Origin of the sequence: Rahnella sp. JUb53 (genome assembly GCF_004346065.1) — a bacterium.
Classification (GTDB): domain Bacteria; phylum Pseudomonadota; class Gammaproteobacteria; order Enterobacterales; family Enterobacteriaceae; genus Rahnella; species Rahnella variigena.
Map to the genome: position 1 here is coordinate 159,463 of NZ_SLYT01000006.1, position 26,592 is coordinate 186,054.

The 26,592-nt window shown below is 51.9% G+C and carries 29 protein-coding genes; 20 read left to right on the forward strand and 9 right to left on the reverse strand.

Features of this window, described 5'->3' with window-relative positions:
• Nucleotides 1–27: 27 nt before the first annotated feature.
• Nucleotides 28–228, reverse strand: coding sequence for a hypothetical protein (locus tag EC840_RS15690; RefSeq protein ID WP_112291774.1), 201 nt, complete (start codon nt 226–228; stop codon nt 28–30).
• Nucleotides 229–357: 129 nt separating this feature from the next.
• On the opposite strand from EC840_RS15690, the gene EC840_RS15695 reads away from it, so the two are divergent.
• On the forward strand, nt 358–627 hold the full coding sequence (locus tag EC840_RS15695) for a hypothetical protein (protein ID WP_112291772.1): 270 nt from the start codon (nt 358–360) through the stop codon (nt 625–627).
• A gap of 58 nt (nt 628–685) precedes the next feature.
• Here the strand turns inward: EC840_RS15695 and EC840_RS15700 are convergent, their stop codons facing one another.
• Entirely contained in the window at nt 686–961 is a 276-nt protein-coding gene (locus EC840_RS15700; protein ID WP_112291770.1) for a hypothetical protein, read from the reverse strand.
• A 239-nt stretch (nt 962–1,200) separates the two neighbouring features.
• The gene (locus tag EC840_RS15705) at nt 1,201–1,638 is read right to left on the reverse strand and encodes a DUF4186 domain-containing protein (protein ID WP_207914764.1); all 438 of its coding nucleotides are present in this window, start codon (nt 1,636–1,638) and stop codon (nt 1,201–1,203) included.
• A gap of 126 nt (nt 1,639–1,764) precedes the next feature.
• On the opposite strand from EC840_RS15705, the gene EC840_RS15710 reads away from it, so the two are divergent.
• Both EC840_RS15710 and EC840_RS15715 read left to right on the forward strand, forming a co-directional pair.
• On the forward strand, nt 1,765–2,019 hold the full coding sequence (locus EC840_RS15710) for a hypothetical protein (RefSeq protein ID WP_112291766.1): 255 nt from the start codon (nt 1,765–1,767) through the stop codon (nt 2,017–2,019).
• A gap of 71 nt (nt 2,020–2,090) precedes the next feature.
• A complete protein-coding gene (locus EC840_RS15715; protein ID WP_015690040.1) occupies nt 2,091–2,249 on the forward strand; it encodes a YqaE/Pmp3 family membrane protein in 159 nt (52 codons plus the stop codon).
• Between the two features lie 116 nt (nt 2,250–2,365).
• Here EC840_RS15715 and EC840_RS15720 read toward each other — a convergent pair whose 3' ends face one another.
• From EC840_RS15720 to fliD, 5 genes are all read right to left on the reverse strand, one after another.
• Entirely contained in the window at nt 2,366–2,542 is a 177-nt protein-coding gene (locus tag EC840_RS15720) for a GhoT/OrtT family toxin (RefSeq protein WP_112291764.1), read from the reverse strand.
• A gap of 119 nt (nt 2,543–2,661) precedes the next feature.
• The gene (locus EC840_RS15725; RefSeq protein WP_129639887.1) at nt 2,662–3,516 is read right to left on the reverse strand and encodes a helix-turn-helix domain-containing protein; all 855 of its coding nucleotides are present in this window, start codon (nt 3,514–3,516) and stop codon (nt 2,662–2,664) included.
• Between the two features lie 227 nt (nt 3,517–3,743).
• Nucleotides 3,744–4,106, reverse strand: a complete 363-nt coding sequence (gene fliT, locus EC840_RS15730) for a flagella biosynthesis regulatory protein FliT (protein WP_132966041.1) — start codon at nt 4,104–4,106, stop codon at nt 3,744–3,746.
• Nucleotides 4,081–4,518: a flagellar export chaperone FliS gene (gene fliS, locus EC840_RS15735; RefSeq protein WP_132966043.1), complete on the reverse strand. Its 438-nt coding sequence runs from the start codon at nt 4,516–4,518 to the stop codon at nt 4,081–4,083. The genes fliT and fliS overlap by 26 nt, the downstream gene beginning before the upstream one ends.
• 12 nt (nt 4,519–4,530) lie before the next feature.
• Nucleotides 4,531–5,958, reverse strand: a complete 1,428-nt coding sequence (gene fliD, locus EC840_RS15740; protein WP_132966045.1) for a flagellar filament capping protein FliD — start codon at nt 5,956–5,958, stop codon at nt 4,531–4,533.
• 253 nt (nt 5,959–6,211) lie between these two features.
• On the opposite strand from fliD, the gene EC840_RS15745 reads away from it, so the two are divergent.
• The 13 genes from EC840_RS15745 (at nt 6,212) to EC840_RS15805 (ending at nt 22,151) form a co-directional block, all read left to right on the forward strand.
• Nucleotides 6,212–7,711 (forward strand): flagellin, encoded by a 1,500-nt coding sequence (locus EC840_RS15745; protein ID WP_132966046.1) that lies wholly within the window; start codon nt 6,212–6,214, stop codon nt 7,709–7,711.
• Between the two features lie 306 nt (nt 7,712–8,017).
• Nucleotides 8,018–8,740: an RNA polymerase sigma factor FliA gene (locus EC840_RS15750; protein WP_112291754.1), complete on the forward strand. Its 723-nt coding sequence runs from the start codon at nt 8,018–8,020 to the stop codon at nt 8,738–8,740.
• A 54-nt stretch (nt 8,741–8,794) separates the two neighbouring features.
• Nucleotides 8,795–9,301 (forward strand): flagella biosynthesis regulatory protein FliZ, encoded by a 507-nt coding sequence (fliZ, locus tag EC840_RS15755; RefSeq protein WP_095922218.1) that lies wholly within the window; start codon nt 8,795–8,797, stop codon nt 9,299–9,301.
• A 169-nt stretch (nt 9,302–9,470) separates the two neighbouring features.
• Nucleotides 9,471–10,481: a D-cysteine desulfhydrase gene (locus tag EC840_RS15760; RefSeq protein ID WP_132966048.1), complete on the forward strand. Its 1,011-nt coding sequence runs from the start codon at nt 9,471–9,473 to the stop codon at nt 10,479–10,481.
• Nucleotides 10,482–10,616: 135 nt separating this feature from the next.
• Nucleotides 10,617–11,417 carry a cystine ABC transporter substrate-binding protein gene (gene tcyJ / locus EC840_RS15765; RefSeq protein WP_120163023.1) on the forward strand — a complete coding sequence of 267 codons (801 nt, stop codon included), beginning with the start codon at nt 10,617–10,619 and terminating at the stop codon, nt 11,415–11,417.
• Nucleotides 11,418–11,582: 165 nt separating this feature from the next.
• Nucleotides 11,583–12,251 carry a cystine ABC transporter permease gene (gene tcyL / locus EC840_RS15770; protein WP_112291747.1) on the forward strand — a complete coding sequence of 223 codons (669 nt, stop codon included), beginning with the start codon at nt 11,583–11,585 and terminating at the stop codon, nt 12,249–12,251.
• Complete coding sequence (gene tcyN, locus EC840_RS15775; RefSeq protein ID WP_120163022.1) at nt 12,248–13,000, forward strand: L-cystine ABC transporter ATP-binding protein TcyN; 753 nt, start codon at nt 12,248–12,250, stop codon at nt 12,998–13,000. The genes tcyL and tcyN overlap by 4 nt, the downstream gene beginning before the upstream one ends.
• Before the next feature lie 92 nt (nt 13,001–13,092).
• Entirely contained in the window at nt 13,093–14,796 is a 1,704-nt protein-coding gene (locus tag EC840_RS15780; protein WP_132966050.1) for a chloride channel protein, read from the forward strand.
• A gap of 322 nt (nt 14,797–15,118) precedes the next feature.
• Nucleotides 15,119–18,883, forward strand: coding sequence for a nitrate reductase subunit alpha (locus tag EC840_RS15785; protein ID WP_132966052.1), 3,765 nt, complete (start codon nt 15,119–15,121; stop codon nt 18,881–18,883).
• Nucleotides 18,880–20,415, forward strand: a complete 1,536-nt coding sequence (narH, locus tag EC840_RS15790) for a nitrate reductase subunit beta (RefSeq protein WP_132966054.1) — start codon at nt 18,880–18,882, stop codon at nt 20,413–20,415. The genes EC840_RS15785 and narH overlap by 4 nt, the downstream gene beginning before the upstream one ends.
• On the forward strand, nt 20,415–21,137 hold the full coding sequence (narJ, locus tag EC840_RS15795; protein ID WP_132966056.1) for a nitrate reductase molybdenum cofactor assembly chaperone: 723 nt from the start codon (nt 20,415–20,417) through the stop codon (nt 21,135–21,137). The genes narH and narJ overlap by 1 nt, the downstream gene beginning before the upstream one ends.
• Nucleotides 21,134–21,814: a respiratory nitrate reductase subunit gamma gene (gene narI / locus EC840_RS15800; protein ID WP_132966058.1), complete on the forward strand. Its 681-nt coding sequence runs from the start codon at nt 21,134–21,136 to the stop codon at nt 21,812–21,814. The genes narJ and narI overlap by 4 nt, the downstream gene beginning before the upstream one ends.
• Before the next feature lie 97 nt (nt 21,815–21,911).
• Complete coding sequence (locus tag EC840_RS15805) at nt 21,912–22,151, forward strand: hypothetical protein (RefSeq protein ID WP_129639897.1); 240 nt, start codon at nt 21,912–21,914, stop codon at nt 22,149–22,151.
• Between the two features lie 661 nt (nt 22,152–22,812).
• Here EC840_RS15805 and chaA read toward each other — a convergent pair.
• Nucleotides 22,813–23,913 (reverse strand): sodium-potassium/proton antiporter ChaA, encoded by a 1,101-nt coding sequence (chaA, locus tag EC840_RS15810; protein ID WP_129639898.1) that lies wholly within the window; start codon nt 23,911–23,913, stop codon nt 22,813–22,815.
• A 478-nt stretch (nt 23,914–24,391) separates the two neighbouring features.
• Here chaA and chaB point away from each other — a divergent pair, with 478 nt between their 5' ends.
• From chaB to EC840_RS15830, 4 genes are all read left to right on the forward strand, one after another.
• A complete protein-coding gene (gene chaB, locus EC840_RS15815) occupies nt 24,392–24,625 on the forward strand; it encodes a putative cation transport regulator ChaB (RefSeq protein WP_112289791.1) in 234 nt (77 codons plus the stop codon).
• A gap of 347 nt (nt 24,626–24,972) precedes the next feature.
• Complete coding sequence (locus tag EC840_RS15820; protein ID WP_132966060.1) at nt 24,973–25,662, forward strand: gamma-glutamylcyclotransferase; 690 nt, start codon at nt 24,973–24,975, stop codon at nt 25,660–25,662.
• Nucleotides 25,663–25,936: 274 nt separating this feature from the next.
• The gene (locus EC840_RS15825; RefSeq protein ID WP_132966062.1) at nt 25,937–26,236 is read left to right on the forward strand and encodes a toxin; all 300 of its coding nucleotides are present in this window, start codon (nt 25,937–25,939) and stop codon (nt 26,234–26,236) included.
• A 34-nt stretch (nt 26,237–26,270) separates the two neighbouring features.
• Nucleotides 26,271–26,591 carry a helix-turn-helix domain-containing protein gene (locus tag EC840_RS15830; protein WP_129639900.1) on the forward strand — a complete coding sequence of 107 codons (321 nt, stop codon included), beginning with the start codon at nt 26,271–26,273 and terminating at the stop codon, nt 26,589–26,591.
• Nucleotide 26,592 lies beyond the last annotated feature (1 nt).

The window sequence follows — 26,592 nt, forward strand, 5'->3', positions numbered from 1 at the left end:
ATCAGGAAACACGGATCCGCGTTCAGGTTAATCAGGCATCAGGTTGTTAAAATCGTCTTCATAGAGGCCACGGCACTCTTGCATAAATTCCGGGTAGCCCAGTTCTGATGTCTGAACTTCGCGGCCCAGGCGTTTTTCCAAATCCTCGTGAAACCACTCAAATTCGCCATGCAGAATGCCGGTAAAACCGGTCAGGATGATGCATTGCTCTGGCGTTAATTTTTTCACGGCCAATCCTTATGATGTTTTGAGCACAATAAATGCTGAAAGAGAGAAGTGCTTCACGCCGGTATCCGGCAGGACGCGGTGACATATTCTATCCTTTAATTAATCTCACTGGAAAACAAGGAGTCACATATGGATCAGGATCTGTTCGAACAGGCACCGTTGCCGTTGCTTACACGTTTTCAGGTAGGCGACCGGGTAAAATTACTCACGTTTCCGGTGGGTGTTCATCCGGCCAGTTATCAGCTTGATGTCGTGATCACCAGCATTCAGGATGGCGAATTTGAGGGGGAAATTCTGCGCATCGCCCCTCTCGGACGGCTGGGACATCATGAAGCGCACTTTACGCTGGGCGGTCATGTCGCTTTCTTTGCCAGAAACATTCAGGGGATGGCGGCTTAAAAGCAAAAACCCCGCGAAACGGGCGGGGTTTAATGACTTCATCATAATGTGTTGCGGGTTACATCAGGGGCTTGACGTGCTTGGTCAGCGCCTGGTTACTTAATTCATCAGCCTTGATTTTCGAACAATTTCCGCAATAGCCAACGAGATACCAGTTCCCGTCTGCCCCTTTTTCCGGATTCACTTTGTAGCGCTCGTTTTGCTTACCGTAAAATTCGCGCTCTGCGTGCTTTGATGCATCTTCCCAGAAGCACAACGAAAACTGATGGCATTTATCGACATGCCGTTGTCCGTTGCGACTTCCTCCAACCAGTAAATAATGATACTCAGACATGCATGCTCCTTTTCCCAATGTGGGCAATTATCCTGACAACAAGTTTCGAACTCGTTTCACCTGGAAAAACCATCTTAAAGACTGCACAAGAAGCACTGCTAAAAGGGTGCGCTGAGGGCTACCCGTGACACTTTTTTAAATTCCTTAAAATTATAGAGCACGATGGGGGACTGGCTGGTGAAAGCTAAAAATATGTGATGAAAGTCACTTTTTATTTTTCTCTGAGTGTGACATTCCTCTTACAACAAATTGAGTTGTTGTGCTTCATCGCCGTTATCGGGCTTTTTCTGCTTAGGTTTTCGCGGCTTAGCGACGGGAACAGGGCGCTGCATTTCGATATTCAGCCAGTGCATGATTATCGTAACGGTATAATCTTGCTGGGTTTTTGACATTTCGCTATGCGCGGGAATGCCATGCCATTTTTCCAGACATCCCCGGCAGCAGGTGGCGGTCGCGTGTTGCGCGATAAATACCGGATGGCCGCGCATAGGTGTCTGTTTCCCATCATTTTGCGGTTCGGATGGCGCAAGACGGCTGGCAATGAAATCTGCAGCGTGGCGGCTGATGTCTGCCGCGCCTTTATCCTGACAATAAGAATACTCTTTCGGGCCAAGATGAAAGCGCTGGCGGAAGGGCGAGGCTGCCAGGCGCTGAAAAACAGCTTCAGTGGAAAACATTGTCATTTGTCCGTTAAAAATCTACACGCTGAAATAGCGGGTCAAACCTTATCAGCTCAGCCTTTCGCATTGATGCCCACGTGCTAGTCTGGCCTGACTGATTCACTAACCCGGCAGGCTCCCGCGATGGCAGAGAAACATGTTATAGATTTGGTCATGACGGTCAACAAACACGCCGAAGAAACTGCCATGCAACAAATGATGTTGCGCAATTTTATCATCGTGATGTGCCGCAGCATGACCGAAGAGCAAAAAAATCAGGTGAGATGGCAGATGCGTCAGATTCATCAGGTCACAGATGCGGAGTACCGTGACGGGGATGTGCAGTTACTGGAAAAAGCCCGCCGTGACGTAGAAATCATGCTCGAGCTGATCAATTAGGTTTCATCTGATGTCCGGGGCACAGGGCGATGGTCTATCATTAAGTTAATGATAACCAAAGGGAGATAAGTATGGGATTTTGGAGAGTGTTAATCACTATTCTGGTGCCGCCGCTGGGCGTGCTGATAGGTAATGGTTTTGGCGGTGCGTTTCTGCTGAACATCATTCTGACACTGTGTGGTTATCTGCCAGGCTTGATCCACGGCTTCTGGGTTCAGACACGTAAGTAATCGTCAGAACCCTAAAGATACAGCGTTTTGAACGTAACCCGGTTTTGACCCTTACAGGTCAGGCCGGGTTTTCTTTTGGCCAATATCTACAGGCACTCTGCATCAGGCACTATGCATCAGAACAGAGAGAACAACATCACCACGGGCAGGCTCATAGGCCAGGTGAAACCGATAATGCCGGAGGTTAACAATCTTATTTTAATCGTGTCACGGCTCACCAGAAGGGTAAACAACACCGCAATACCCAGTCCGCCCCAGTAAATCGTCTTAATAACTTCCCACCAAACGTGCACAACTGACCCCTGAATATGGATAAAAATGACGGCGGGTATGATATTCCGTTAACATCTGGTAATCAATTATTGTGTGATGTTACTCAAGCTTTTGTTGTGTGGCGCTTTGGTGTGAATTGTTATATTTCTTCGGTTGTGCCTTGCGTCTGCGCCGAAAGAGGGCGCAAATGTCCGCGAATAGCGGTCGGGGCGAAGCCAAAACGTTTACGAAAACGCTCCGCAAAACGTGAAGCACTTTCGTAGCCGACCTGATGGGCAATATGCGAAATCGCCAGATCTGTACATTGCAAAAGCCGCAGGGCATGGGTCATGCGTACATCAATCATCAGATTTCTCAGGACACAATCTTCTGCCGCCAGACGTCTTCGCAGCATCACCTCGTTCATCATCAGATTTTCGGCCACTTCTGCCGCCGTAAATGATTTATGCAGATTATTGATCAGCAGTTCGCGTACCTGTTCTGTGACGGTTTCAGGGTGTTGCAGCGAATAACGCACGCCGAGTTGTGATAACCATAAGAGTTGTTCGATCATGCGGTGGCGGGTAATGGCTGCGGGCAGGCCGTGGTGCCAGAGAATGGCGCTGTGCGTGTCGGTAAAACTTTGTTTAAAGGCGGTGGGAATATGCGGAATAACCTGTAAGTTTTCGACAGAGATAAGCGGCGGACTAAAGCCGGTGGCATGGAGTCCGGCATCGGTGAGTAACTGATGATCCCACGCCATAATGGCGCTGCTAAACGGGCCGTTATCGGAAAGATGGTGTGTCAGGCTCAGGGTTTGTCCGCTGTTAAGAACCAGCATTTCGCCGGATTGCAGCGTAACCTGTTGTTCCTGATAGTTTATTGAAAGACTGCCATTCTGAACAAGGATCAACTGTGGCTTATTAATATAAACATCATGAATAAAAAGTTCACTGTGCTGAATAAGCAGTGAAATAGTTCCTATCCCTGGTGTCACTTTTATTTTACGAACCATGTTGATGATGCCCGAAAAAAGACGACCGCAATTTGTTGCTTGCTGCCTGATATAAAGTTCCCGCTTATGCTGATACAAACAGGCTGCCGGATGGAACGTGTGTCACAAGAGAAGACCAGAGAGTGCCAGCCCTGGCAGCCAGGCGCTCTCTGCCTCTGAAAACTTTTTGTACAAGAAATATTGAAAAGTAAAACCAACTTAACTTTAAATTTTTCAGGGATCAATAATTACTGGCGATCGCCAAATGCAATCGAACGGAGATCAATCTTTCCGTAAGTCATATTTACTTGTTGTTGTTTTGACGACTGCCCGATCAGCTCGGTGAGTTTTTTCATCCGCGCTTGTAATAACGTTTTAACCGTATTTTCATTATCCAGAATGATACGCAAATAACGGCGGATATCATTCTGAACCATGATCGATGTCTGTTCTGACATCGGTAACTTCGTCGTTGCATCTACTGCTTTAACGTAACTGACTTCGAGCTCGACCAGCTCATCCCATTTCTCTTCATTCGCCAGCCGCAACATCTGCTCGCTTAAAGACAGGATCAGTTGATATTCATTAACCAGATACTGATGTTGATCCATTATATTGGTCCTGCGACGGGTGGTAGTTTGGGCCGATTTGCCGCCAGGCATCGGCGATGTTTTCAAGCAAGGCCAGCACTTCCGTGATGGCCTCTTGATCGTTGTGTAAATTGGCATGTAATAAACGACGGACCATATAGGAATAAAGCGCTTCCAGGTTATCCACTAATTCAGGATCGCCTTTCTCGCGACTTAATCCGGCTTTCAGTCCGCTGTCGATAATATTTATAGCCATAGACAGCGATTTGCCTTTTTCGGCAATGCTGCCTTGCTGGATAAAAATACGGGCACGGATCAGGGCGCTGCGCGCCCCGTCAAATAACATGGTGACCAGCTGATATGGCGTGGCGCTCATGACGCCACTTTCGAGGCCTACCTGAGCATAGGCGTCGGTTCCTTTAGGGTTATACATGGCTTTCTATCCTTACGAACTAGAACTTGAAGTTGTCATTGCATCGAACTGCTGCGTTAGATAATCCGCGGTGCTGTTGAGCTTTTGTATAGCCACATCAAGTGCTGTGAATTGCGTTTTATAACGGGCAATAGTGGTGTTAATACTGTCGTTGACCTTGTTGTATTGCTCGGTCAGGCTTTTCAACGTGGTATTAACGGCTGTTTTTGCTGTCGCAATGGTGCCGCTATCGGTATTGAGGAAAGTGACGTTGAGATTATTAATTCCTGTGATAACCCCGGTTGTTTTACCATCCCCCAACAGCATGGTTTTAAGATCGCTAGTGCTATTACTCAGCGCTGTATCGAGTTTATCGCTGTCGACTTCAAGATTACCCGTATCAGGATCTGTTGTGATCCCAATGCTTGCGAGTGAGCTAATTCCATTGGAATTAAATGCTGAGGTTACAGCAGTCTTAAGCTTTGACTGAATCGTGCGTAAGGCACTGTCACCTAACAGAGCGCCATTACTGGTGTCTTGTGTATCGGTGTTACTGTCTACCGCGGTGTATTTGGTCAGATTTGTGAAGGTGGTTTGCAATGCATTATACGCGGTCACAAATGCCTGGATCTTGGTGCTGGCATCGCTGGTGTCTTTCTTCACAGTCAGCGTCGCGGCGCTGTCAGTGGTTGCCAGCAGATTTAGCGTCACCCCTTCTGGAGCATCGGTCACTTCATTGCTCTGACGTTCAAGAGCAATGCCATTTACGCTGAGTTCAGCATTTTTCGCTTCAGCGTTCTGCGTCATGCCACCGGTGTTGGTTGCAGAGTCATAACCAATGAACGCGTTCAGCGTGTCATCGCCGGTGACGCTCAGGGTCATTTGCGAATCTGTTCCGGTATCGTTCGCGGACACAATCAACTGATAGCTACCGTCAGATACCTTCAAAATACTGGCAGTAACGCCCGCATCTGCACCATTAATGGCATCACGCATCCCGGCTAATGACGTCTGGGCATCGGTCAGAGAAATAGTGACCGGCTTGCCATCGCCCTGAGTGATGGAAAGGGTGCGAGTCCCTGATGTTGATGTTTCGCCCAGCGCGCTGCTGCTATCAGTCGCTGTTCCTGAAACCAAAACTTGCGCCTGCGCCAGTTGCGTAACGTTTACCGTATATTTGCCTGATGCCGCGCCAGCCGCTGTCGTTGCAGTAAATGCGGACGTGTTGCTGGAGGTTGCTGTTGTTGATGCGTAAACATCTGCGCTATTTAGGGCGGAAGTGGCATCAGCAAATGTCTGCAGTGAACTTTGCAAAGTTCCATAAGCAGTCAGCTTCGCGCTGTAGCTGGTTTGCGCTGTAGTGATCGGGGTTAAACGCGCTTTTTCTGCGGTCGTCAGGTTATCCAGCAAGGTGGATAAATCTAAGCCTGAGCCGATACCTAATGAAGAGACAGTGGCCATATGTATCCTTTACAAGTTGTATAAGAGTCTTTAAGCCCTATCGGCACGACGGAGAAAAAGTTTAATGGAATGCAACAAAAAGTAATGGGCTGAATAGGCGGTATAAGGAAGGGTAATTCTCAAGGTAAGAAATCGAAGTTTTTTGAGAAATAATTCTAAAGGTTGCGGGTGTAGCGCCGATACAAGTTTGGACGGTGATGAACGCCGTGGGCAATAAGCCCGAACCCTTAACCAGATTTGAAGGAATACACTCATGGCTCAAGTTATCAATACCAACACGCTGTCTCTGATGACTCAGAACAACCTGAACAAATCCCAGTCCGCACTGAGCACCGCTATCGAGCGTCTGTCCTCCGGTCTGCGTATCAACAGCGCAAAAGATGACGCTGCTGGTCAGGCGATTGCTAACCGCTTCACTTCAAACATCAATGGTCTGACTCAGGCTTCACGTAACGCCAACGACGGTATCTCCGTTGCGCAGACCACTGAAGGTTCACTGAGCGAAATCAACAACAACTTACAGCGTGTTCGTGAGCTGTCTGTTCAGGCTGCTAACGGCACCAACTCCGATTCCGACCTGAAATCAATCCAGGACGAAATCACCTCCCGTCTGTCTGAAATCGACCGTGTATCTGGTCAGACTCAGTTCAACGGCGTGAAAGTACTGGCTTCCAACCAGACTATGTCTATCCAGGTTGGCGCAAACGACGGCCAGACTATCGATATCGACCTGCAGAAAATTGACTCATCAACTTTAGGCCTGAGCGGCTTCAGCGTCCAAAGTCCAACCACTTTGACTACCGGTACAGCTATTACTACATTGGGTACCGCTGGATCTACGGTGGCAATTGATGATGCTGCAATTGCCACGAGTGTTGCTGGGTTTGCAGGCGGTGCGGCTGCGTATACGTTGTCAAAAGATAGCACTGGTGCTGTATTTGCAACGGTGACAGGTTCCAGTACTCCGGCAGAGAACGGCATCTATTCCGTCAACGTAGCCGCAAACGCCACGGCAGGCACAGCTCGTGTTGCAACACTTGGAACAGTTGGTGCGACTCCAGGTGCAGGTAATACAACGATTACCGCTGCTACTGCAGCAGTTGAAGACAGCACAGCTCCTGCTACTACCGTTTCTATCGGTACAGACACTAACACCGCTTCTATTACCGGGGCGGCACTTTACAAACTTCAGGACGCAGACGGTAAAGATACCGGCGTTTATGCTCTGAAAGGTACCGATGGTAAGTTGTATGCAGCAAATGTAGACGCAACTACTGGTGACGTATCTGTTAAAACCGCAACTTATAAAGATTCTACTGGCACTTCTCAGACTGCTAAAGTTGAATTAGGTGGTTTAGACGGTAAAACTGAAGTTGTTACTGTTGGTACTGGTTCGGATGCAAAAGTGTATAAAAGCGCAGATTTGTCAGGTGCTGATTTGTCTAAAGACACTCTGACAGCTGTTCCAACGGCTAAGACTACTGATCCGCTGGAAGCTATCGACGCAGCAATCAGCAAGGTTGATGATTTCCGTTCTTCACTGGGTGCGATTCAAAACCGTTTCGATTCTGCCATCACCAACCTGGCGAACACCACCACCAACCTGCAGTCCGCACAGAGCCGTATTCAGGATGCTGACTACGCAACAGAAGTTTCAGCAATGTCTAAAGCACAGATCCTGCAGCAGGCGGGTACTTCAGTATTGTCTAAAGCTAACCAGGTTCCTCAGTCTGTACTGTCCCTGCTGCAATAATTGTCTTCGCAGACAAATTACGCAGTCCGGTCATAAACAGCTTAAACCCCGCTTCGGCGGGGTTTTTTTTAACCAAAATTTACGATTCAGTGGGTTAAATGAAAACCATTCGCTGGTATAATTTAGGATAATCTTTATGTTGTGATGGTTTTTTATACCATCGTTCGCGCGTCGTGATGGGCAGTCAAAAACAGAATGTGCGAGACATAATCAAAATAACCGCGCTTTTCTGGCCTTATTCAGCCGATTGAACAGCAAATAGCACTGGCACAATGATACTGACCCTCAATTTGCCAGGTTACGACAGTGAGCGATCTGTATACCGCCGACGGCGTGATAGACAAAAATTCTTTGTGGCAGCGCTATGTTCCGCTCGTGCGCCATGAAGCCCTGCGTTTGCAGGTGCGGCTTCCCGCCAGCGTAGAGCTTGATGATCTACTGCAAGCGGGAGGGATCGGCCTGTTAAATGCGGTTGAGCGTTTTGATGCGATGCAGGGAACGGCGTTTACTACGTATGCCGTCCAGCGTATCCGCGGTGCAATGCTTGATGAGTTGCGCAGCCGCGACTGGGTACCACGCAGCGTCAGACGTAACGCGCGCGAAGTGTCTCAGGCGATGCATAGCGCAGAACAAAAATTAGGGCGACCACCGAGTGAAGGAGAGGTGGCGCAGACGCTGGATATTCCCATTGAGGAATACCGGCAAATATTAATGGACACGAACAGCAGCCAGTTGTTTTCATATGACGAGTGGCGTGAAGAGCACGGCGATACTGCCGAGGCATTGATGGAAGGGCACGAAGAGGCCAACCCGTTACATCATCTGTTGGAGGGCAATTTGCGCCACCGGGTGATGGAAGCTATCGATGCGTTACCAGAACGGGAAAAGATGGTACTTACGCTTTACTACCAGGAAGAGTTGAATTTAAAAGAGATCGGGGCGGTGCTGGATGTCGGGGAATCCCGGGTAAGCCAGCTCCACAGTCAGGCGATTAAGCGCTTGCGCACACGTCTGGCAAACGACCACTGATCCGCTTTTTCCTGGCCGGTTATACATTTTATATCCCTTATCAGGAATAAATTTATGCCAGCGGGAATCAAAACAAGGCCTTTAAGCCGTTATCTTAAAGATTTTAAACACAGTCAGACTCACTGCTCACAGTGTGCAAAAGAACTCGACAGGATGGCCTTGGTGTTTCGCGGGCAAATCATCAATAAAGAGGCCATCGCCAAGATGGACCAGCCTATTGATGATGACGTGTGGCACAACCTGTCGCAGGAACTGACCGCACTGTGTCGTTTTTGCAGTGAGATAAGCTGTAACAGCCATTCGTCTTATTTCGACATTATGGCGTTTAAACAATATCTGTTCGAACAGACTGAGATGAATCACAGCACGGTGCGCGAGTACGTTGTCCGCCTCCGCCGTCTGGATGAAATCCTCTCTGCCAATAACTATCCTCTGGATAAACTTTCCGGGGACAGTATCCACCAGCGGATCATCAGTGATTTGCCGGTGGCGGGACACGATAACTACCGTATTGCCCTGCGCAAATACGACCAGTATCTGGCCTGGCAGAAATCTGCATAACGCAACACACAAACAGGCTCCTGCGGGGGCCTGTTTTTTTGTCTTGCATCCCGCTCTGCGCAAAGTATAAATTCTTCATATACTGACTTTATTACCATTCTCCAGACTCTACCCAACTTCGACTATAACGACTTCGCACGGCGACACGTCTGTGCGTCAGGGGAACATTGTGCCTGCTAAAATTTCTTTGCTTAAAACCCGGCTGGAAGCCTTTGACCGTCTCGAACTCTTAAGCAGCCCGACGCCGCTGGAGAAACTGCATCGTCTCTCGGAATTCACCGGACGCGACATTTACATTAAGCGCGACGACATCACCCCGCTGGCGCTGGGCGGCAACAAGCTGCGTAAGCTGGAATATCTGGCGGCAGCCGCGCTGGCAGAAGGCGCGGATACGCTGGTGACCGCCGGGGCTATTCAGTCTAACCATGTGCGTCAGACGGCAGCCGTGGCAGCCAAACTGGGTCTGAAATGCGTGGCGCTGCTGGAAAACCCAATCGGCACCACAGAAGCCAATTATCTGACTAACGGTAACCGTCTTCTGCTGGATTTATTTAATGTGGAAGTGGTGATGTGCGAGGCGCTGCATGATCCGATGGCGCAGCTGGCAGAACAGGCAGAACGTCTGGAAGCGCAGGGGTTCCGTCCGTACGTTGTGCCGGTCGGCGGCTCGAATGCGCTCGGTGCGCTGGGCTATGTGCAATGCGCACTGGAAATCGCCGAGCAGTCTTCGGCCAATTTTGTTGATTTTAGCGCCGTCGTGGTGGCTTCCGGCAGCGCCGGAACGCACGCCGGGCTGGCGGTAGCACTGCATCACCTGATGCCAGACACGCAACTGATTGGCGTGACAGTGTCACGCAGTGCGCAGGATCAGCGTCCGAAAGTGGAAGCCATTGCCCGTGAAGTGGCAACATCGCTTCAGTTTGATGACAACGCGCCACAGATTATTTTGTGGGATGAGTATTTTGCTCCGCGCTACGGTGAGCCGAACGAAGCCGGAATGGCAGCAGTAAAACTGCTGGCAGAGCAGGAAGCCATGCTGCTGGATCCGGTGTATACCGGCAAAGCGATGGCCGGATTGCTCGACGGCATCGAGCGCGGTTTGTTCCCGGATGAAGGCCCGATCCTGTTCATTCACACGGGTGGCGCACCGGCACTGTTTGCGTATCATCCGCAAGTTTGATCGCCTAAAATGCGCTTATGCTTTTTTGAGCTAAGATTATAGAATTATATTCCTGATAACTGATGCGACCGGTGCTACTGTGCGCAAATCAGTAAGGCATATAACTTTTTATAATGAACAATAATTGAGGTGAATATGGGTTTTTCAGCGTTACGTCGTCGTTTAGTCCTCGGGGCAGTGGCCGTGACATTATCCACCGGGCTTATCAGCAACAGCTTTGCGGATGAAGGTTTACTGAAGAAAGTCAAAGATCGCGGCACATTGATCGTCGGTCTTGAAGGCACGTATCCTCCGTTCAGTTTCCAGGGTGAAGACGGCAAACTGACCGGTTTTGAAGTGGATTTCGCTGATGCGCTGGCACAGCACATGGGCGTGAAAGCTAAACTGCAACCGACCAAGTGGGACGGTATGCTGGCTTCACTGGAATCCAAGCGTATTGATGTGGTTATCAACCAGGTGACCATTTCTCCTGAGCGCCAGAAAAAATACGATTTCTCTACGCCATACACCGTGTCCGGTATTCAGGCGCTGGTGAAGAAGGGCGCAGAAAGCTCGATTACCAAACCTGAAGATCTGAAAGGCAAAAAAGTCGGCGTGGGTCTGGGTACTAACTACGAACAATGGCTGCGTGCGAACGTGCCAGGTGTTGATGTCCGTACTTATGATGATGACCCGACTAAATATCAGGATCTGCGCGTAGGCCGTATCAATGCGATTCTGGTTGACCGTCTGGCGGCACTGGATCTGGTGAAGAAAACTGGTGATACCCTGGCTGTTGCAGGCGCACCGTTCTCCCGTCAGGAATCCGGCGTAGCAATCCGTAAGGACAACCCTGAACTGCTGGCGGCGATCAACACGGCGATTGCTGAAATGCAGAAAGACGGTTCACTCGCGAAGATCTCTGAAAAGTGGTTTGGTGCTGACGTGACGAAGTAATGCTCGTCATAACTGAACTTGCCCCGGCGTTAGCTGCGCTTGCTCGCCCGAATCACTTACCTGTGTAAGCTCATCGGGACTCGCGCACTTGCTGCCTTGCTGCAAGTTCATTTATTTAGAGCATATGTGAATATCTCAAAGATCCAGAAAATCTAAAGGTCTTAGATGCAAGAAAGTATTCAACTGGTGCTGGATTCAGCACCATTTTTATTGAAAGGTACCCTGTTTACCCTTCAGCTCAGTCTGGGCGGAATGGTCTTCGGGTTGATTCTGGGCTTCATCCTGGCGCTGATGCGCCTTTCGCATTTCTGGCCGCTGTCGTGGATATCGCGTTTTTACGTGTCCGTATTCCGTGGCACGCCGCTGATTGCTCAGTTGTTCATGATTTATTACGGCCTGCCGCAGTTCGGTATCGAGCTGGATCCTATTCCGGCGGCGATGATTGGCCTGTCTTTAAACACCGCGGCTTACACCTCGGAAACCCTGCGTGCGGCGATTTCGTCGATTGAAAAAGGGCAGTGGGAAGCGGCGGCAAGTATTGGTATGAGTCCGTGGCAGACGCTGCGCCGCGTGATTTTACCGCAGGCCGCGCGCACGGCGCTTCCGCCGCTCGGTAACAGCTTTATCGGTCTGGTGAAAGATACTTCGCTGGCCGCCACCATTCAGGTGCCGGAACTGTTCCGTCAGGCGCAGCTGGTTACCTCGCGCACGCTGGAAGTGTTCACCATGTATCTGGCCGCCTCCGTTATCTACTGGGTGCTGGCGACCGTTTTATCCTTCCTGCAAAACCGTCTGGAAGACCGCGTTAACCGTCAGGATCAGGAGCCTTCATGAGTACTATCGACGTAAAGCAACTGACTAAAAAGTTCAACAAGCAGACGGTGTTACATGGTATTGATTTGCAGGTGAATGCCGGAGAAGTCGTGGCGATTATCGGGCCGAGCGGTTCCGGTAAAACCACGTTACTGCGCAGTATTAATCTGCTGGAAGAGCCGGATGGCGGCACCATCAAAGTCGGCAATATCGAAATTGATGCCAGTAAGCCAATCAGCAAGCAAAAAGATAAAGTGCGCGAACTGCGCAAACAGGTCGGTTTTGTCTTCCAGAACTTCAATCTGTTCCCGCACCGCTCTGTGCTGGAAAACATTATTGAAGGGCCGGTGATTGTGAAGGGCGAGCCGAAAGAAAAGGCTATCGCCACCGCGCGTCAGTTGCTGGAAAAGGTCGGATTAAATGGCAAAGAAAATGCCTATCCGCGACGCCTTTCCGGCGGTCAGCAGCAGCGTGTGGCTATTGCCCGCGCACTGGCGATGAACCCGGAAGTGATTTTGTTCGATGAACCGACCTCAGCGCTGGATCCGGAGCTGGTCGGCGAAGTGCTTAACACTATCCGCGCACTGGCGCTTGAGCATCGCACCATGGTGATCGTGACGCATGAAATGAGCTTTGCCCGCGATGTCGCGGACCGGGCGATCTTTATGGATCAGGGCCGGATCGTGGAGCAGGGGCCCGCGAAAGAGCTGTTCTCTAATCCGCAACACGCCCGCACAAAACAGTTCCTCGAGAAGTTTTTGGCTCACTAATAAAGCCTGGTCTGCTCCTTCCCCTGCGCAGGGGAGGAGTACGGCAAACCTAAAAGAGTTATTCGTTCCCCTTGTTCTCACGATGAGATCTTATGACGCTGAAAGCCCTAAATCCTGAATACCTGCAAAAGAGCGATCTGATAAACCTGCTGATTGCCATTCCCGCCGGGATTGTCGCCGCGCTGGTGACGATTGCATTTCGCGGGGCCATTTCAGGTGTCAACGGCCTGATGTTCACGGACGGCAGTGACATCACCAAAGCTTTCAACGAATACCCGAAACTCATCTGGCCGCTGATCACCACCGCCGGTGGCGTGATTGCCGGTTTCATCCTGATCCTGGCGCTGCGTTACGAAAACAAACACGGCAAGATGCCCGATTATCTGGATGTGATTGATCAGCGTTTGCCGGGCATTCCGGTAGTCAGCACCGTATTGCGCGGGTTGTCGTCACTGGCCAGTATTGCCAGCGGCGGTTCAATTGGTCGGGAAGGGGCGATGGTGCAACTTTCGGCGCTCAGCGGCAGTCTGCTCGGGCGCTTTTCACGGTTTAAAGGCGTCCATCAGTCGGATATTATCGCGATGGCCGCGGCTGGCGGGCTGGCGGCGGTGTATCACGCCCCGTTTGCCGGTGCGCTGTTTGTGGCAGAAATCGCCTTCGGCGTGACCGCCGTGCAGCGGCTGATCCCGCTGTTCATTTCGGCCTCGGTCGCAGTGCTTACCGTGAGATCGCTGACGGACTACGCGCCGCTTTATCTTTATTCCTCTGTGTCTTTCAGTCCGTCTCCCGGCGCGATTTTAACCGTGCTGATTATCGGCGTGGCGACGGGGATCCTCGGGCCGTTGTTTATCTCGTCTATTGATAAAGTCCGTCAGTGGATGAAACCCATTTCTCATCCCGCGCTGCGTCTCGGGCTGGGCGGACTGGGTGTCGGGCTGGTGGCGATGATTTCGCCGCTGGTGCTCGGTAACGGTTTTGAAGTCATCGATTTAATTCTTAACAATGGCGACTTACAGACGTCGTTGCTGGTGCTGCTGATCCTGAAAATTGTCGCGACGGCGATCACCATCGGTTCCGGTGCGGTGGGCGGATTATTTACGCCATCGTTACTGATTGGTGCAGCGGGCGGGGCGCTGGTCTGTACTTTCCTGCAATGGCTGGGATTTGATCCCGGTCCGGTCGGGCTTTACGCCGCCATTGGCATGAGTGCGCTGCTGGCAGCGACCAGTCACGCGCCGCTGATGTCGATCATGATGGCGTTCGAAATGACCCTCAACAGTTCGCTGCTGTTCCCGCTGATGCTGGCGACGGCGATCTCTTATGTGGTGGCTTCCCGCCTTAAAGTCGGCGGAACCTATCCGGTGCTGGCACGGCATAATGCGCGGTTTGCGGCGAAAAATGCCTTTGAATACAGCACGGTGGCCTCGCTGATTTCACCGTGTTCGAAAATGTACGTTGATGCCTCGCTGTCTGAAGTGGTCAGCGAAGGGCTGAAACAGCGCACGCGCTATGTGTACGTGGTGGATCGGGAAGAGCGTTTTCTCGGCGTGGTGCCGACTAACGTGGTGGCCGCCGGTCTTATCGATGGCAGCGTGAAATCCGACAGCCCGATGGACTCATTTATCGAGCAGGAGTTCACCACGATTTTCCAGCAAGCCAGCTACGAGCAGGCATGGGCGATGTTCAGCAACTCGCCGCTGGAACGTCTTCCGGTGCTGGAAGATGCCGAATCGCGGCGGTTACTGGGCGTGATCACTAAAGCTTCACTGCTGAATAAAGCCAAAGATTTCCTCTGACTTACAGCCGGTTTGCTCAATGGAAACCGGCTGCTTTCTAAAATACCCCTCATTTTCCATATCCTCCCGTCCTGCATAAAAGGGCTTGCCTGTTTTTAAATTACATACTGTAAATCAATAAGATGACGTTTCCCCTGCTGATACCTCTTTGGTGGTATCTGGCGTTATGTAAAAAAATACACGACGGAGCGGCCTTGATCGCAATCAAGTAGACGCGCGTGTGGGATGAATACCCTGAGGCCAAATTGAGCAATGAAGTTGTATTCCCCGCCATTCACATAATGACAAAGCGCAAATAAGCCTTTGCACAGGAGAGTTCCGGATGAGCAAGTTTCTTGACCGGTTTCGCTATTTCAAACAGCTAGCTGAACCTTTCGCTGACGGCCACGGCCAGACGCTGGATACCAATCGTGACTGGGAAGACGGCTACCGCAGCCGCTGGCAGCACGACAAAGTGGTGCGATCCACACACGGTGTGAACTGCACCGGTTCATGTAGCTGGAAGATTTACGTTAAAAACGGTCTGGTCACCTGGGAAACCCAGCAGACCGATTATCCGCGCACCCGTCCGGATCTGCCGAACCACGAACCGCGTGGCTGCCCGCGTGGTGCCAGCTATTCCTGGTATCTCTACAGCGCAAACCGCCTGAAATATCCCCTGATGCGCAAAAAGCTGATCCAGTTATGGCGTGAAGCCAAACTAAAACACAGCGATCCGGTCGATGCCTGGGGCTCGATCATTAATCAGCCGGAAAAGGCCAAAGAATATAAAGCTGCGCGTGGTCGCGGTGGTTTTGTGCGTTCAAGCTGGCAGGAAGTGAATGAGCTGATTGCCGCGTCCAACGTTTATACCGCCAAGACTTTCGGTCCGGACCGCATTATCGGTTTCTCGCCAATCCCGGCGATGTCGATGGTGTCTTACGCATCCGGCGCTCGTTATCTGTCGCTGATCGGCGGCGTGTGTCTGAGCTTCTACGACTGGTATTGCGATTTGCCACCGGCTTCTCCGCAAACTTGGGGCGAGCAGACCGACGTGCCGGAATCGGCTGACTGGTACAACTCTTCATATATTATCGCCTGGGGCTCTAACGTTCCGCAGACCCGTACGCCGGATGCCCACTTCTTTACCGAAGTGCGTTACAAAGGCACCAAAACAGTCGCCATTACGCCAGATTACGCCGAAATCGCTAAGATTTGCGACCAGTGGCTGGCACCGAAACAAGGCACAGACAGCGCGCTGGCGCTGGCAATGGGCCATGTAATCCTTAAATCTTTCCATATCGATAATCCAAGCCAGTACTTCACTGATTACGTGCGTCGCTATACCGACATGCCGATGCTGGTGATGCTCGAACCACGCGAAGACGGTTCCTATGCCGCAGGCCGTATGCTGCGTGCGTCTGATCTGGTAGACAATCTCGGTCAGGAAAATAACCCGCAGTGGAAAACCATCGCCTTTGACGAAAACACCGGCGAGCTGGTTTCACCGTTAGGTTCTATCGGTTACCGCTGGGGCGAAAAAGGCCAGTGGAATCTGGAATCCCGCGAAGGGAAAGAACATAAAGACGTTAGCCTGAAGCTGAGCCTGCTCGGCGATCACGACGAAGTGGTCAGCGTGGGTTATCCGTACTTCGGCGGCGCGGTCAGCGAGCATTTCAACAGCGTCGCGCTGGATGAAATCCTGATGCACAAACTGCCGGTCAAACGCCTGCAACTGGCGGATGGCAGCACCGGTCTGGTCGCCAGTGTGTATGACCTGACGCTGGCGAACTATGGCATTGAGCGCGGTCTGAACGATGAAAACTGCGCGCAAAGCTATGACGAAATCAAAGCCTATACGCCAGCCTGGGCCGAGAAAATTACCGGTGTTTCTCAGCAGAACATTGAGCGCATCGCCCACGAATTTGCCGATAACGCCAACAAAACCCACGGTCGTTCGATGATCATCGTCGGTGCCGGGATGAACCACTGGTATCACCTCGACATGAACTACCGCGGTTTGATCAACATGCTGATCTTCTGTGGTTGCGTCGGTCAGAGCGGTGGCGGCTGGGCACACTACGTCGGACAGGAAAAACTGCGTCCGCAAACCGGCTGGCAGCCGCTGGCGTTTGGCCTCGACTGGCAGCGTCCGCCACGCCAGATGAACAGCACGTCGTTCTTCTATAACCATTCCAGCCAGTGGCGTTACGAAACCGTCGCGCCGCAGGAACTGTTGTCCCCGCTGGCGGATAAATCCAAATTTACCGGCAGCATGATCGACTATAACGTGCGCGCCGAGCGTATGGGCTGGTTGCCGTCTGCGCCACAGCTGAGCGTTAACCCGCTGCGCATCGCGGAACAGGCGAAAGCCGCCGGTTTATCGCCGGCTGATTTCACCGTGGCAGCGCTGAAAGAAGGCAGCGTGCGCTTTGCTGCTGAACAGCCGGACAATCCGCAGAACTTCCCGCGCAACCTGTTCGTCTGGCGCTCCAACCTGCTGGGTTCTTCCGGTAAAGGCCACGAGTACATGCTGAAATATCTGCTGGGTACTGAACACGGTATTCAGGGTGATGATTTAGGCATTCAGGGCGGTGTGATGCCGGAAGAAGTCGAATGGCAGGCGCAGGGTGGCGAAGGCAAACTGGACCTGGTGGTGACGCTTGATTTCCGTATGTCCAGCACCTGTCTGTATTCCGACATCGTTCTGCCAACCGCGACCTGGTATGAAAAAGACGACATGAATACCTCGGATATGCATCCGTTTATTCATCCGCTGTCAGCGGCAGTCGATCCTGCCTGGGATTCGAAAAGCGACTGGGAAATCTACAAAGGCATCGCCAAAGAATTCTCCCGCGTCTGTGTCGGTCATCTTGGCATCGAAACCGATGTAGTGACGTTGCCTATCCAGCATGATTCTGCTGCTGAACTGGCGCAGCCGTTTGGTGTGGAAGACTGGAAAAAAGGGGAATGTGACCTGATCCCGGGGCGTACCGCACCGCATCTGATGGCCGTTGAACGCGATTATCCGAATACTTACGAGCGCTTCACGTCGGTCGGTCCGTTGCTGGAAAAACTCGGTAACGGCGGTAAAGGCATCAGCTGGAATACCGACAGCGAAGTCGATTTACTGAAAAAACTGAATTACACCAAAGCGGATGGCACCGCCAAAGGCCAGCCGATGATTAACACCGCGATTGATGCGGCAGAAGTCATCCTGACGCTGGCACCGGAAACCAACGGTCAGGTGGCAGTGAAAGCCTGGGCGGCGCTGAGCGAAAATACCGGCCGCGACCATACGCATCTGGCGCTGAATAAAGAAGACGAGAAAATCCGCTTCCGCGATATTCAGGCGCAGCCGCGCAAAATCATCTCCAGTCCGACGTGGTCGGGTCTGGAAGATGAACACGTTTCTTACAACGCCTGTTACACCAACGTGCATGAGCTGATCCCGTGGCGCACGCTGTCCGGCCGTCAGCAGATTTATCAGGATCACGCGTGGATGCGTGCGTTCGGTGAAAGCCTGCTGGTGTACCGCCCGCCAATCGACACCCGCGCGGCGCAGCCGTTGCTGAATGCGAAGCCGAACGGTAATCCGGAAATGGCGCTGAACTTCCTGACGCCGCACCAGAAATGGGGCATTCACTCCACCTACAGCGACAACCTGCTGATGCTGACCTTAGGTCGCGGCGGCCCGATTGTCTGGCTGAGTGAAGACGATGCGACAAAACTGGGTATCGAAGATAACGACTGGATCGAAGCGTTCAACGCCAACGGTTCACTGAGCGCCCGTGCGGTGGTCAGCCAGCGCGTTCCGGCGGGGATGACCATGATGTATCACGCGCAGGAACGCATCGTGAATATTCCGGGCTCTGAAATCAGCCAGCAGCGCGGCGGTATTCACAACTCCGTTACCCGCGTTTGCCCGAAACCGACTCACATGATCGGCGGCTATGCGCAGCTGGCATACGGTTTTAACTACTACGGCACGGTCGGTTCTAACCGCGATGAATTCGTGATTGTGCGCAAAATGAACCGCATCGACTGGTTAGACGATGAAGGCAATGACTACGTGCAGGACGCCGTGCAACAGGAGAAAGCCAAATGAAAATTCGTTCACAAGTCGGCATGGTGCTGAATCTCGACAAATGCATTGGCTGCCACACCTGCTCCGTGACCTGTAAAAACGTCTGGACCAGCCGCGAAGGGATGGAATACGCGTGGTTCAATAACGTGGAAACCAAACCGGGTCTGGGTTATCCGCACGACTGGGAAAACCAGGAAAAATGGAAGGGCGGCTGGATCCGCAAAATCAACGGCAAACTGCAGCCGCGTATGGGCAACAAAGCCAACCTGCTGCATAAAATCTTCGCCAACCCCCACATGCCGGAAATCGATGATTATTACGAACCGTTTGATTTTGATTATCAGCATCTGCACACCGCGAAAGACAGTAAACATCAGCCGGTAGCCCGTCCGCGTTCACTGCTGACTGGCAAACGCATGAAGAAAATTACCGGCGGCCCGAACTGGGAAGACGATCTGGGCACCGAGTTCAGCAAACGTTCTGCCGATCAGAACTTTGCCAACATGCAGAAAGAAATGTACGGCGAGTTCGAAAATACCTTTATGGCGTACCTGCCGCGTCTGTGCGAACACTGCCTGAACCCGGCGTGTGTGGCGACCTGTCCGAGCGGTGCGATTTATAAGCGCGGCGAAGACGGCATCGTGCTGATCGACCAGGACAAATGCCGCGGCTGGCGTATGTGCCTGACCGGCTGTCCGTACAAAAAAATCTACTTCAACTGGAAAAGCGGCAAGTCAGAAAAATGTATTTTCTGTTATCCGCGTATCGAAGCGGGCCAGCCAACGGTCTGTTCCGAAACCTGCGTTGGCCGTATTCGCTATCTCGGCGTGGTGTTGTATGACGCCGACCGTATTGCCGAAGCCGCGTCAGTTGAGAACGATAAAGATCTCTACGAAAGCCAGATGAGCATCTTCCTCGATCCGAATGATCCTGAAGTGATCGCCCAGGCTGAAAAAGACGGCATTCCGATTTCCGTGATGGACGCTGCGCGCCAGTCGCCGGTCTATAAAATGGCGATTGAATGGAAGCTGGCACTGCCGCTGCATCCTGAATACCGCACATTGCCGATGGTCTGGTACGTGCCGCCGCTGTCTCCGATCCAGTCCGCTGCCGACGCCGGTGCATTACCGCACAGCGGCGTGCTGCCGGACGTCGAAAGTCTGCGTATTCCTGTGCAATATCTGGCGAACCTGCTGACGGCGGGCGACACCGCACCGGTGCTGCGTGCGCTGAAACGTATGCTGGCGATGCGTCACTTCAAACGTGCTGAAACGGTGGACGGCATCTCGGATACCAGCGCGCTGGAGCAGGTCGGATTGTCTGCGGCGCAGGCGGAAGAGATGTACCGCTATCTGGCGATTGCCAACTACGAAGACCGTTTCGTGGTGCCATCCAGCCATCGTGAACAGGCGCGTGAAGCCTTCCCGGAAGCCAAGGGTTGTGGTTTCAGCTTCGGTGACGGTTGTCACGGCAGCGACAGCAAATTCAACCTGTTCAACAGCAAACGCATTGATGCCATCGACATCGGCGCGAAAACAGAAAGGAAGGGCTAATGAACAGTTTACGCATCATCGGCCTGCTGCTGGATTATCCGTCCGAAGACTTGTGGGAACACAAGATGGAGCTTCTCGAGGCAGTGACTCAGTCTGCTGAACTGGACTCTGAGCAGCGTCTGGATCTGGCGCTGTACATCACGGATTTCTGTAAAAGGGATCTGCTGGATGCGCAGTCGGCGTATACCGGTTTGTTCGATCGCGGCCGCGCCACATCGTTACTGTTGTTTGAGCACGTGCATGGCGAATCCCGTGACCGTGGTCAGGCGATGGTTGATCTGATGGAGCAATATCGCGAAGCCGGGCTGGAAATTGACAGCCGTGAGCTGCCCGATTATCTGCCGCTGTACCTGGAATATCTCACCACGCGTGACGAACAACAGGCCCGCGACGGCCTGCGCGATATCGCGCCAATCCTGGCCTTGCTGAGTGCCCGTTTGCAGGAGCGTGACAGCCATTACGCCGAACTGTTTGATTTACTGCTGGCGATGTCCGGCAGTGAGATCGCCACCGCAACGGTGCGCGAAGGGATCAAACAGGAGGCCCGTGATGACACGCCTGCCGCGCTGGATGCGGTATGGGAAGAGGAGCAAATCAAGTTCCTCGGTGAGCAAAGTTGTGCGTCGGGTGAAGAAGCCGCGCACCAGAAACGCTTTGCCGGTGCGGTCGCACCACAGTATCTGAACCTTGATGAAATGCCTGCGGGGGAACCACGCAAATGACCGACTTCCTCAACAACTTCTTTTTCAATATCTATCCGTACCTGTGCGGCACGGTATTTCTGGTCGGCAGCTGGCTGCGTTATGACTACGGTCAGTACAGCTGGCGCGCGGGTTCCAGCCAGTTGCTGGAGAAGAAAACGCTGCGCATTGCCTCGCCGTTGTTCCACGTCGGTATTCTCGGCATTATCGCCGGTCATGCCTTCGGGATGCTGACGCCGCACTGGATGTATGAATCCTTCCTGCCGGTGCCGGTGAAACAGCAAATGGCGATGTGGGCGGGTGGCGCGTGTGGCGTGATGACCCTGATCGGCGGCGGTATGCTGGTGTGGCGTCGTCTGAGCAACGAGCGTGTGCGTGCGACGTCCAGCTTTGGTGACATCATGATCCTCATTCTGCTGGTGGTGCAATGTGCGCTGGGTCTGAGCACCATTCCCTTCTCTGCACAGCATATGGACGGCAGCGAAATGATGAAACTGGTCGGCTGGGCGCAGTCGGTTGTGACATTCCGTGGCGGTGCAGCCGCGCATCTGGACGGCGTGGCGTTTATCTTCCGCGTGCATCTGGTGCTGGGGATGACCTTATTCCTGCTGTTCCCGTTCTGCCGCCTGGTGCATATCTGGAGCGCGCCGGTGGAATATCTGACCCGTCGTTATCAGCTGGTACGTAATCGTCGCTGATTGACCTTCACGGATTGTGAAATGACGGTTTTGACATAAAAACGAAGGGCGCTATGATGCGCCCTTATCTTTTTTTTATTGCTCAAGGACGCATCTGATGGCCACCCCAAGACAACCCATGACCGTAGCCCGCCGTTTACTTCGCAACAGCCTGATTCTGCTGGTTATCGGCATTGTTGCCACCCTCCACGGTTTAGTGGTCGGCAGCCCTGAAACCCCGCCGGGAGAAATGGCGCCCCAACTGATGCTGGGCATCTGGTTTATCTTTATCGGCTGCGTGATGGCGTTGATTAGCTGGCTGGTGATCAGGAACAAGAAGAAAAAAGGGGAGATCTGAGGGCGAGGTTGAATAACCTTAAATTCAACTTCAACTTCAACTTCAACTTCAACTTCAACTTTAAGGTCGTGGGCGTCGGCCCACACCGACCAGAGACCCGGTAACGCGCGGGCCTCTGGACTCCGCGCTTTTTTTACTGCGCGCTGTCGCGGGTATGACGGACATGTTCTGGCGCATTGGTGAGTGGCGCAAATCCAGGTGCTTCGCACTGCCTTCTCTCGGTCTTCAAGCCATAGGTCTTGAAGCCGCTCCGTTCAGCTGAATTTTAATCACGCCAGTCAACTTTTCTAAAAGATAAACCCTTGGGTTTTGAATTTAAGATCGTGCGGGCGATTCAGAAATCTTGCTGAATGAGAGGTTGCAGACCCAAGGCTGCAATCCCGAAATGAAGGGACCGCGCAGCGGCAAGATTTCCAGCCTGTCGCTGCGATACCTGAAACATAGCCAGCGAGCGGAGCGCGCAGTGAAAGAGCCGGAGATTCCTAAGAGGCGCGGCGACAGGCGCCTCTTAGGGCCAGTTTGGGTGGCAACCCAAGGTGTTGAACTTGACCTTGACCTTGACCAAAGTCGGTGTGGGCCGACGCCCACGGTCTTGACCTTGAGGCCAGTTTGGGTGGCAACCCAAGGTCTTGGTCTTGACCTCTGGCCGCCACCGGAACACTTACAGCATTATCAGCATCATATACGCACAGAACAACGCCAGGTGCGCAGTACCATTAAGCACATTGGTACGCCCGGTCGAGAACGATATCTGGCACAGGATCATAACCGCCAGCATCACCACAATGTTCGCTGGCGCCAGGCTGAAAATCAGTTCCTGACCGGTCAGGGTGGCAATCACGGTGACCGCAGGAACGGTCAGTGAAATCGTCGCCAGCACGGAACCGAAGAATAAATTCATGGCACGCTGTACCTGATTCTTCAGTACCGCTTTCAGGGCACCCAGACCTTCAGGAGAAAGAATAAGCAACGCGACCAGGAAGCCGGTGAACTGCGCAGGGGCGTTCAGTTCGGTCAGCAGACTTTCCAGCGGGTTGGCATTGAATTTGGTAACGGCAATGACCAGCACCAGATGGACAATCAGCCAGAGCGTGTGCGTCAGATTACTCTTTGAAGACGGTTTTCCGTGTCCATCTTCTTCGCCTTCATCTTCATGCTCGTAAATAAACAGACTCTGGTGGGTTTTGGTCTGAATAAGCAGAAATACGCCGTACATCGCCGCTGAAATTACCGCAACGAACAACGCCTGTGGCGTGGAGAAGTTGCCAGCGGGCAGGGCGGCAGGCAGAACGAGAACGATCACCGCCAGCGGGAAAATCGCCATCAGATACTGTTTGATACCACCGAGATTGACATATTGGGTGGCAAATTTACGACCACCAAGCAGCAGGGCAACGCCTACAAGACCGGCAGTAACAATCATGATGATCGAGAATAAGGTGTCACGCATCAGCGCCGGAGCGGCATCGCCTGTCGCCATCAGGGCCGAAATCAGACTGACTTCGAGGATGACCACTGAAAGGCTGAGGATGAGTGAGCCGTAAGGTTCGCCCAGACGATGTGCCAGGACATCGGCGTGACGTACCACGCTGAAGGCACTGGCGAGAATACCGACCAGCGCGATTAAATTGATGCCGACGACTGAGGCAAAGTTACTGCTGTTGCCCCAGAAGACGAGAACGATAAGGGCAGCAATAGGGAAAATCAGGGAGTATTCCTGATGGCGGGTTTTTACTTTTGGATGTTCCTGTGAAGACACCATGATGATTATTCTCCTTATAAACACTCACGAATTTACAACCGCCTGTCTGTCGGTTGTAAGCAAAATGCATAGCAGCATAAAATTGTAACTCGTTAAGTATAGTAGATAAATTAATCTGTTAACAGTTTATTATCATGACTCATCTATAAAAACTGTTATGACAGCTATTTTTTGTTGCGTGAATCAAATAAATGTCAGTTTAATCTCAACTTAATTTTCATTGTTAATTATTCAAACATAATAAAAACAATGGCTTGATTTTTAATAATGGGTTTATGCGGGTAATGCGTCAATTTTTGTAAATCACCCCTATACCCACATGAAAAATCGGAGAAATCTGGCGTTTTTTAGCCCGCAGGCTGAGATTTGGAATAATCTGGCTGAGTCACCTGAGGTTAGCAGCTAGACTTACCCCTGTGCGCCTGAAGCGCTCACATTAAATGTAACGATCATGAACGCCATGAAAAAGGAGCAAGTTATGCCTTATCAGAACCGCTCAGCGTTGCCTGACTCTGTTCGTCATGTTCTTCCAGCACATGCGCAAGACATCTATAAAGAAGCCTTTAACAGCGCGTGGGATGAGTATGCAAAGCCAAAAGATCGTCAGGGTGATGATTCCCGCGAAGAGACCGCGCACAAAGTCGCGTGGGCCGCAGTAAAACACAGCTATAAAAAAGGCGATGACGACAAATGGCATCCTAAAAAATCCTGATGTCGGCGGCGGGTCGGGGAACGCCTGACCCGTTATCTCTCACACTTCCGCCTGTATCCTGCCGGTTTTGGTGTTATTTCCCTCTTAAATGTCAATATTCTTACAATGTTCACAAAATAATCATTTTATTTTCGTTTTGTGATCGCTCTCAATCTTGATTGCAACGAAAGAAACGAATAAGGTTTCATCAGACAGGGTGATAATAAAATTCCGAATCAACCCAGCCAGCGCCTCAAGTTAGGGCGAAAACTGTCCGATAACCTGATCAGTCCACAACCACGATAGCGGAGAACACAGCGTCAACAGCATGGCATGTTCAAAAGTAAGTCGTACCAAAGGGGGAATGAATGTTAACTCGAGATTTCCTGCGTAACGCAGATTGTAAAACAGCATTCGGCAGCATTGACGAATCGATGCTCCTGACCCCTGAACAACGTGCCGCCTCACTGAGCTGCACACTGGCGCGTCGCCCCGATAACAGCCCCGTGTGGATTTTTGGCTACGGTTCGCTGATGTGGAATCCGGTTTTCGATTCCGAAGAGGCGCGGCCTGCCATTTTGCGCGGCTATCACCGTGCCTTCTGCTTACGTCTGACTTCAGGGCGCGGAACCCATGCGCAACCGGGCCGCATGCTGGCGCTGCGTGATGGCGGGCAGACCACCGGGCTGGCATTCCGTCTGCCGGAAGACAAACTGCACGAAGAACTCGAATTGCTGTGGAAGCGTGAAATGCTGACCGGCTGCTATCGTCCGACCTGGTGCGAGTTAGAACTCGATGATGACCGCACGGTGACAGCGCTGGTATTTATCATGGACTCCTCACACCCGCAGTACGAAGCGGATACCGATTATCAGGTTATCGCGCCCCTGATTGCGCAGGCCAGTGGTCCGCTGGGCACCAACGCACAGTATTTGTTTGCCCTGGAAAAAGAGCTCAACAATTACGGTATGCGTGATGACTGCATGAGCGAACTGGTAAAACAGGTACGGATGCTGCTGTCGGTCACGCCCGGCTTTGATGTGCCCGGCCTGAGTTAAAGACTTTCCCCCTTCAAACTGCGCGGGCCCTCCGCGCAGTCTTATATCCCCCAGCGATTTTGCTGCCTGACGTTTTTTCTGTGAAGAAGCGCAAGGCGACTGCAACGACTGAAACGTCAAAAATCCTTCTGGAAGCAGTATCCCGTCTCTGGCTATTGGTAGTTAGCAGCCATTAAGCATTCCGCTATTGTTGCGCCTGTTGTCACTCAACGCCTTCAACTATCCTTTACATGGGGATAGTTATGGCACAGTATAGGGAAGCTCAGGGGCATGGATGAAAGCTATATTTGTTGAATTACCCGCTTTTGAAGCAAACCGTTCGGCGTATATGTCCGACGATGAATACCGGATCCTGCAAAATGCGTTATTGCTTTTCCCCACTTGCGGGGATGTGATTATGCATACCGGGGGATTACGCAAACTTCGGTTTCTTGATCGTCAGAGGAATAAAGGCCAGCGGGGTGGTACGAGGATTATTTATTACTGGTGGGTCGCAAAATCGCATTTTCTTCTCATTACGGTGTATGGAAAAAGCGAAGTGAATGACCTGACATTCGCGCAAAAAAGATGTTAGGACTGCTGTTGAAACAGCATAAGGCGAAACAAGAATGACGATGAAACGGGATCTGTTTACTGAGATTGCGGACGGCCTGAATGCATGGGGTGAAGCCGGTCAGGGTAAGCGTACGCTTAAAACGGTGGAAAGAACTGTCGATCGTGAAGTGAGGTTGAGCGCGGTGGAATTAAAAGAGATTCGGGAGAACCTGAATATTTCGCAGGCGGTATTTGCCTATTACCTGCAAACCGCGCTGACAACCTATCAGAACTGGGAACAGGGCAGAGCGAAACCTAACCGTCAGGCCATTTTGCTGATAAAGCTGGTCGAAAAAGACCCGGCGACATTAGAGCAGCTGGCGGGTTTGGTATAAA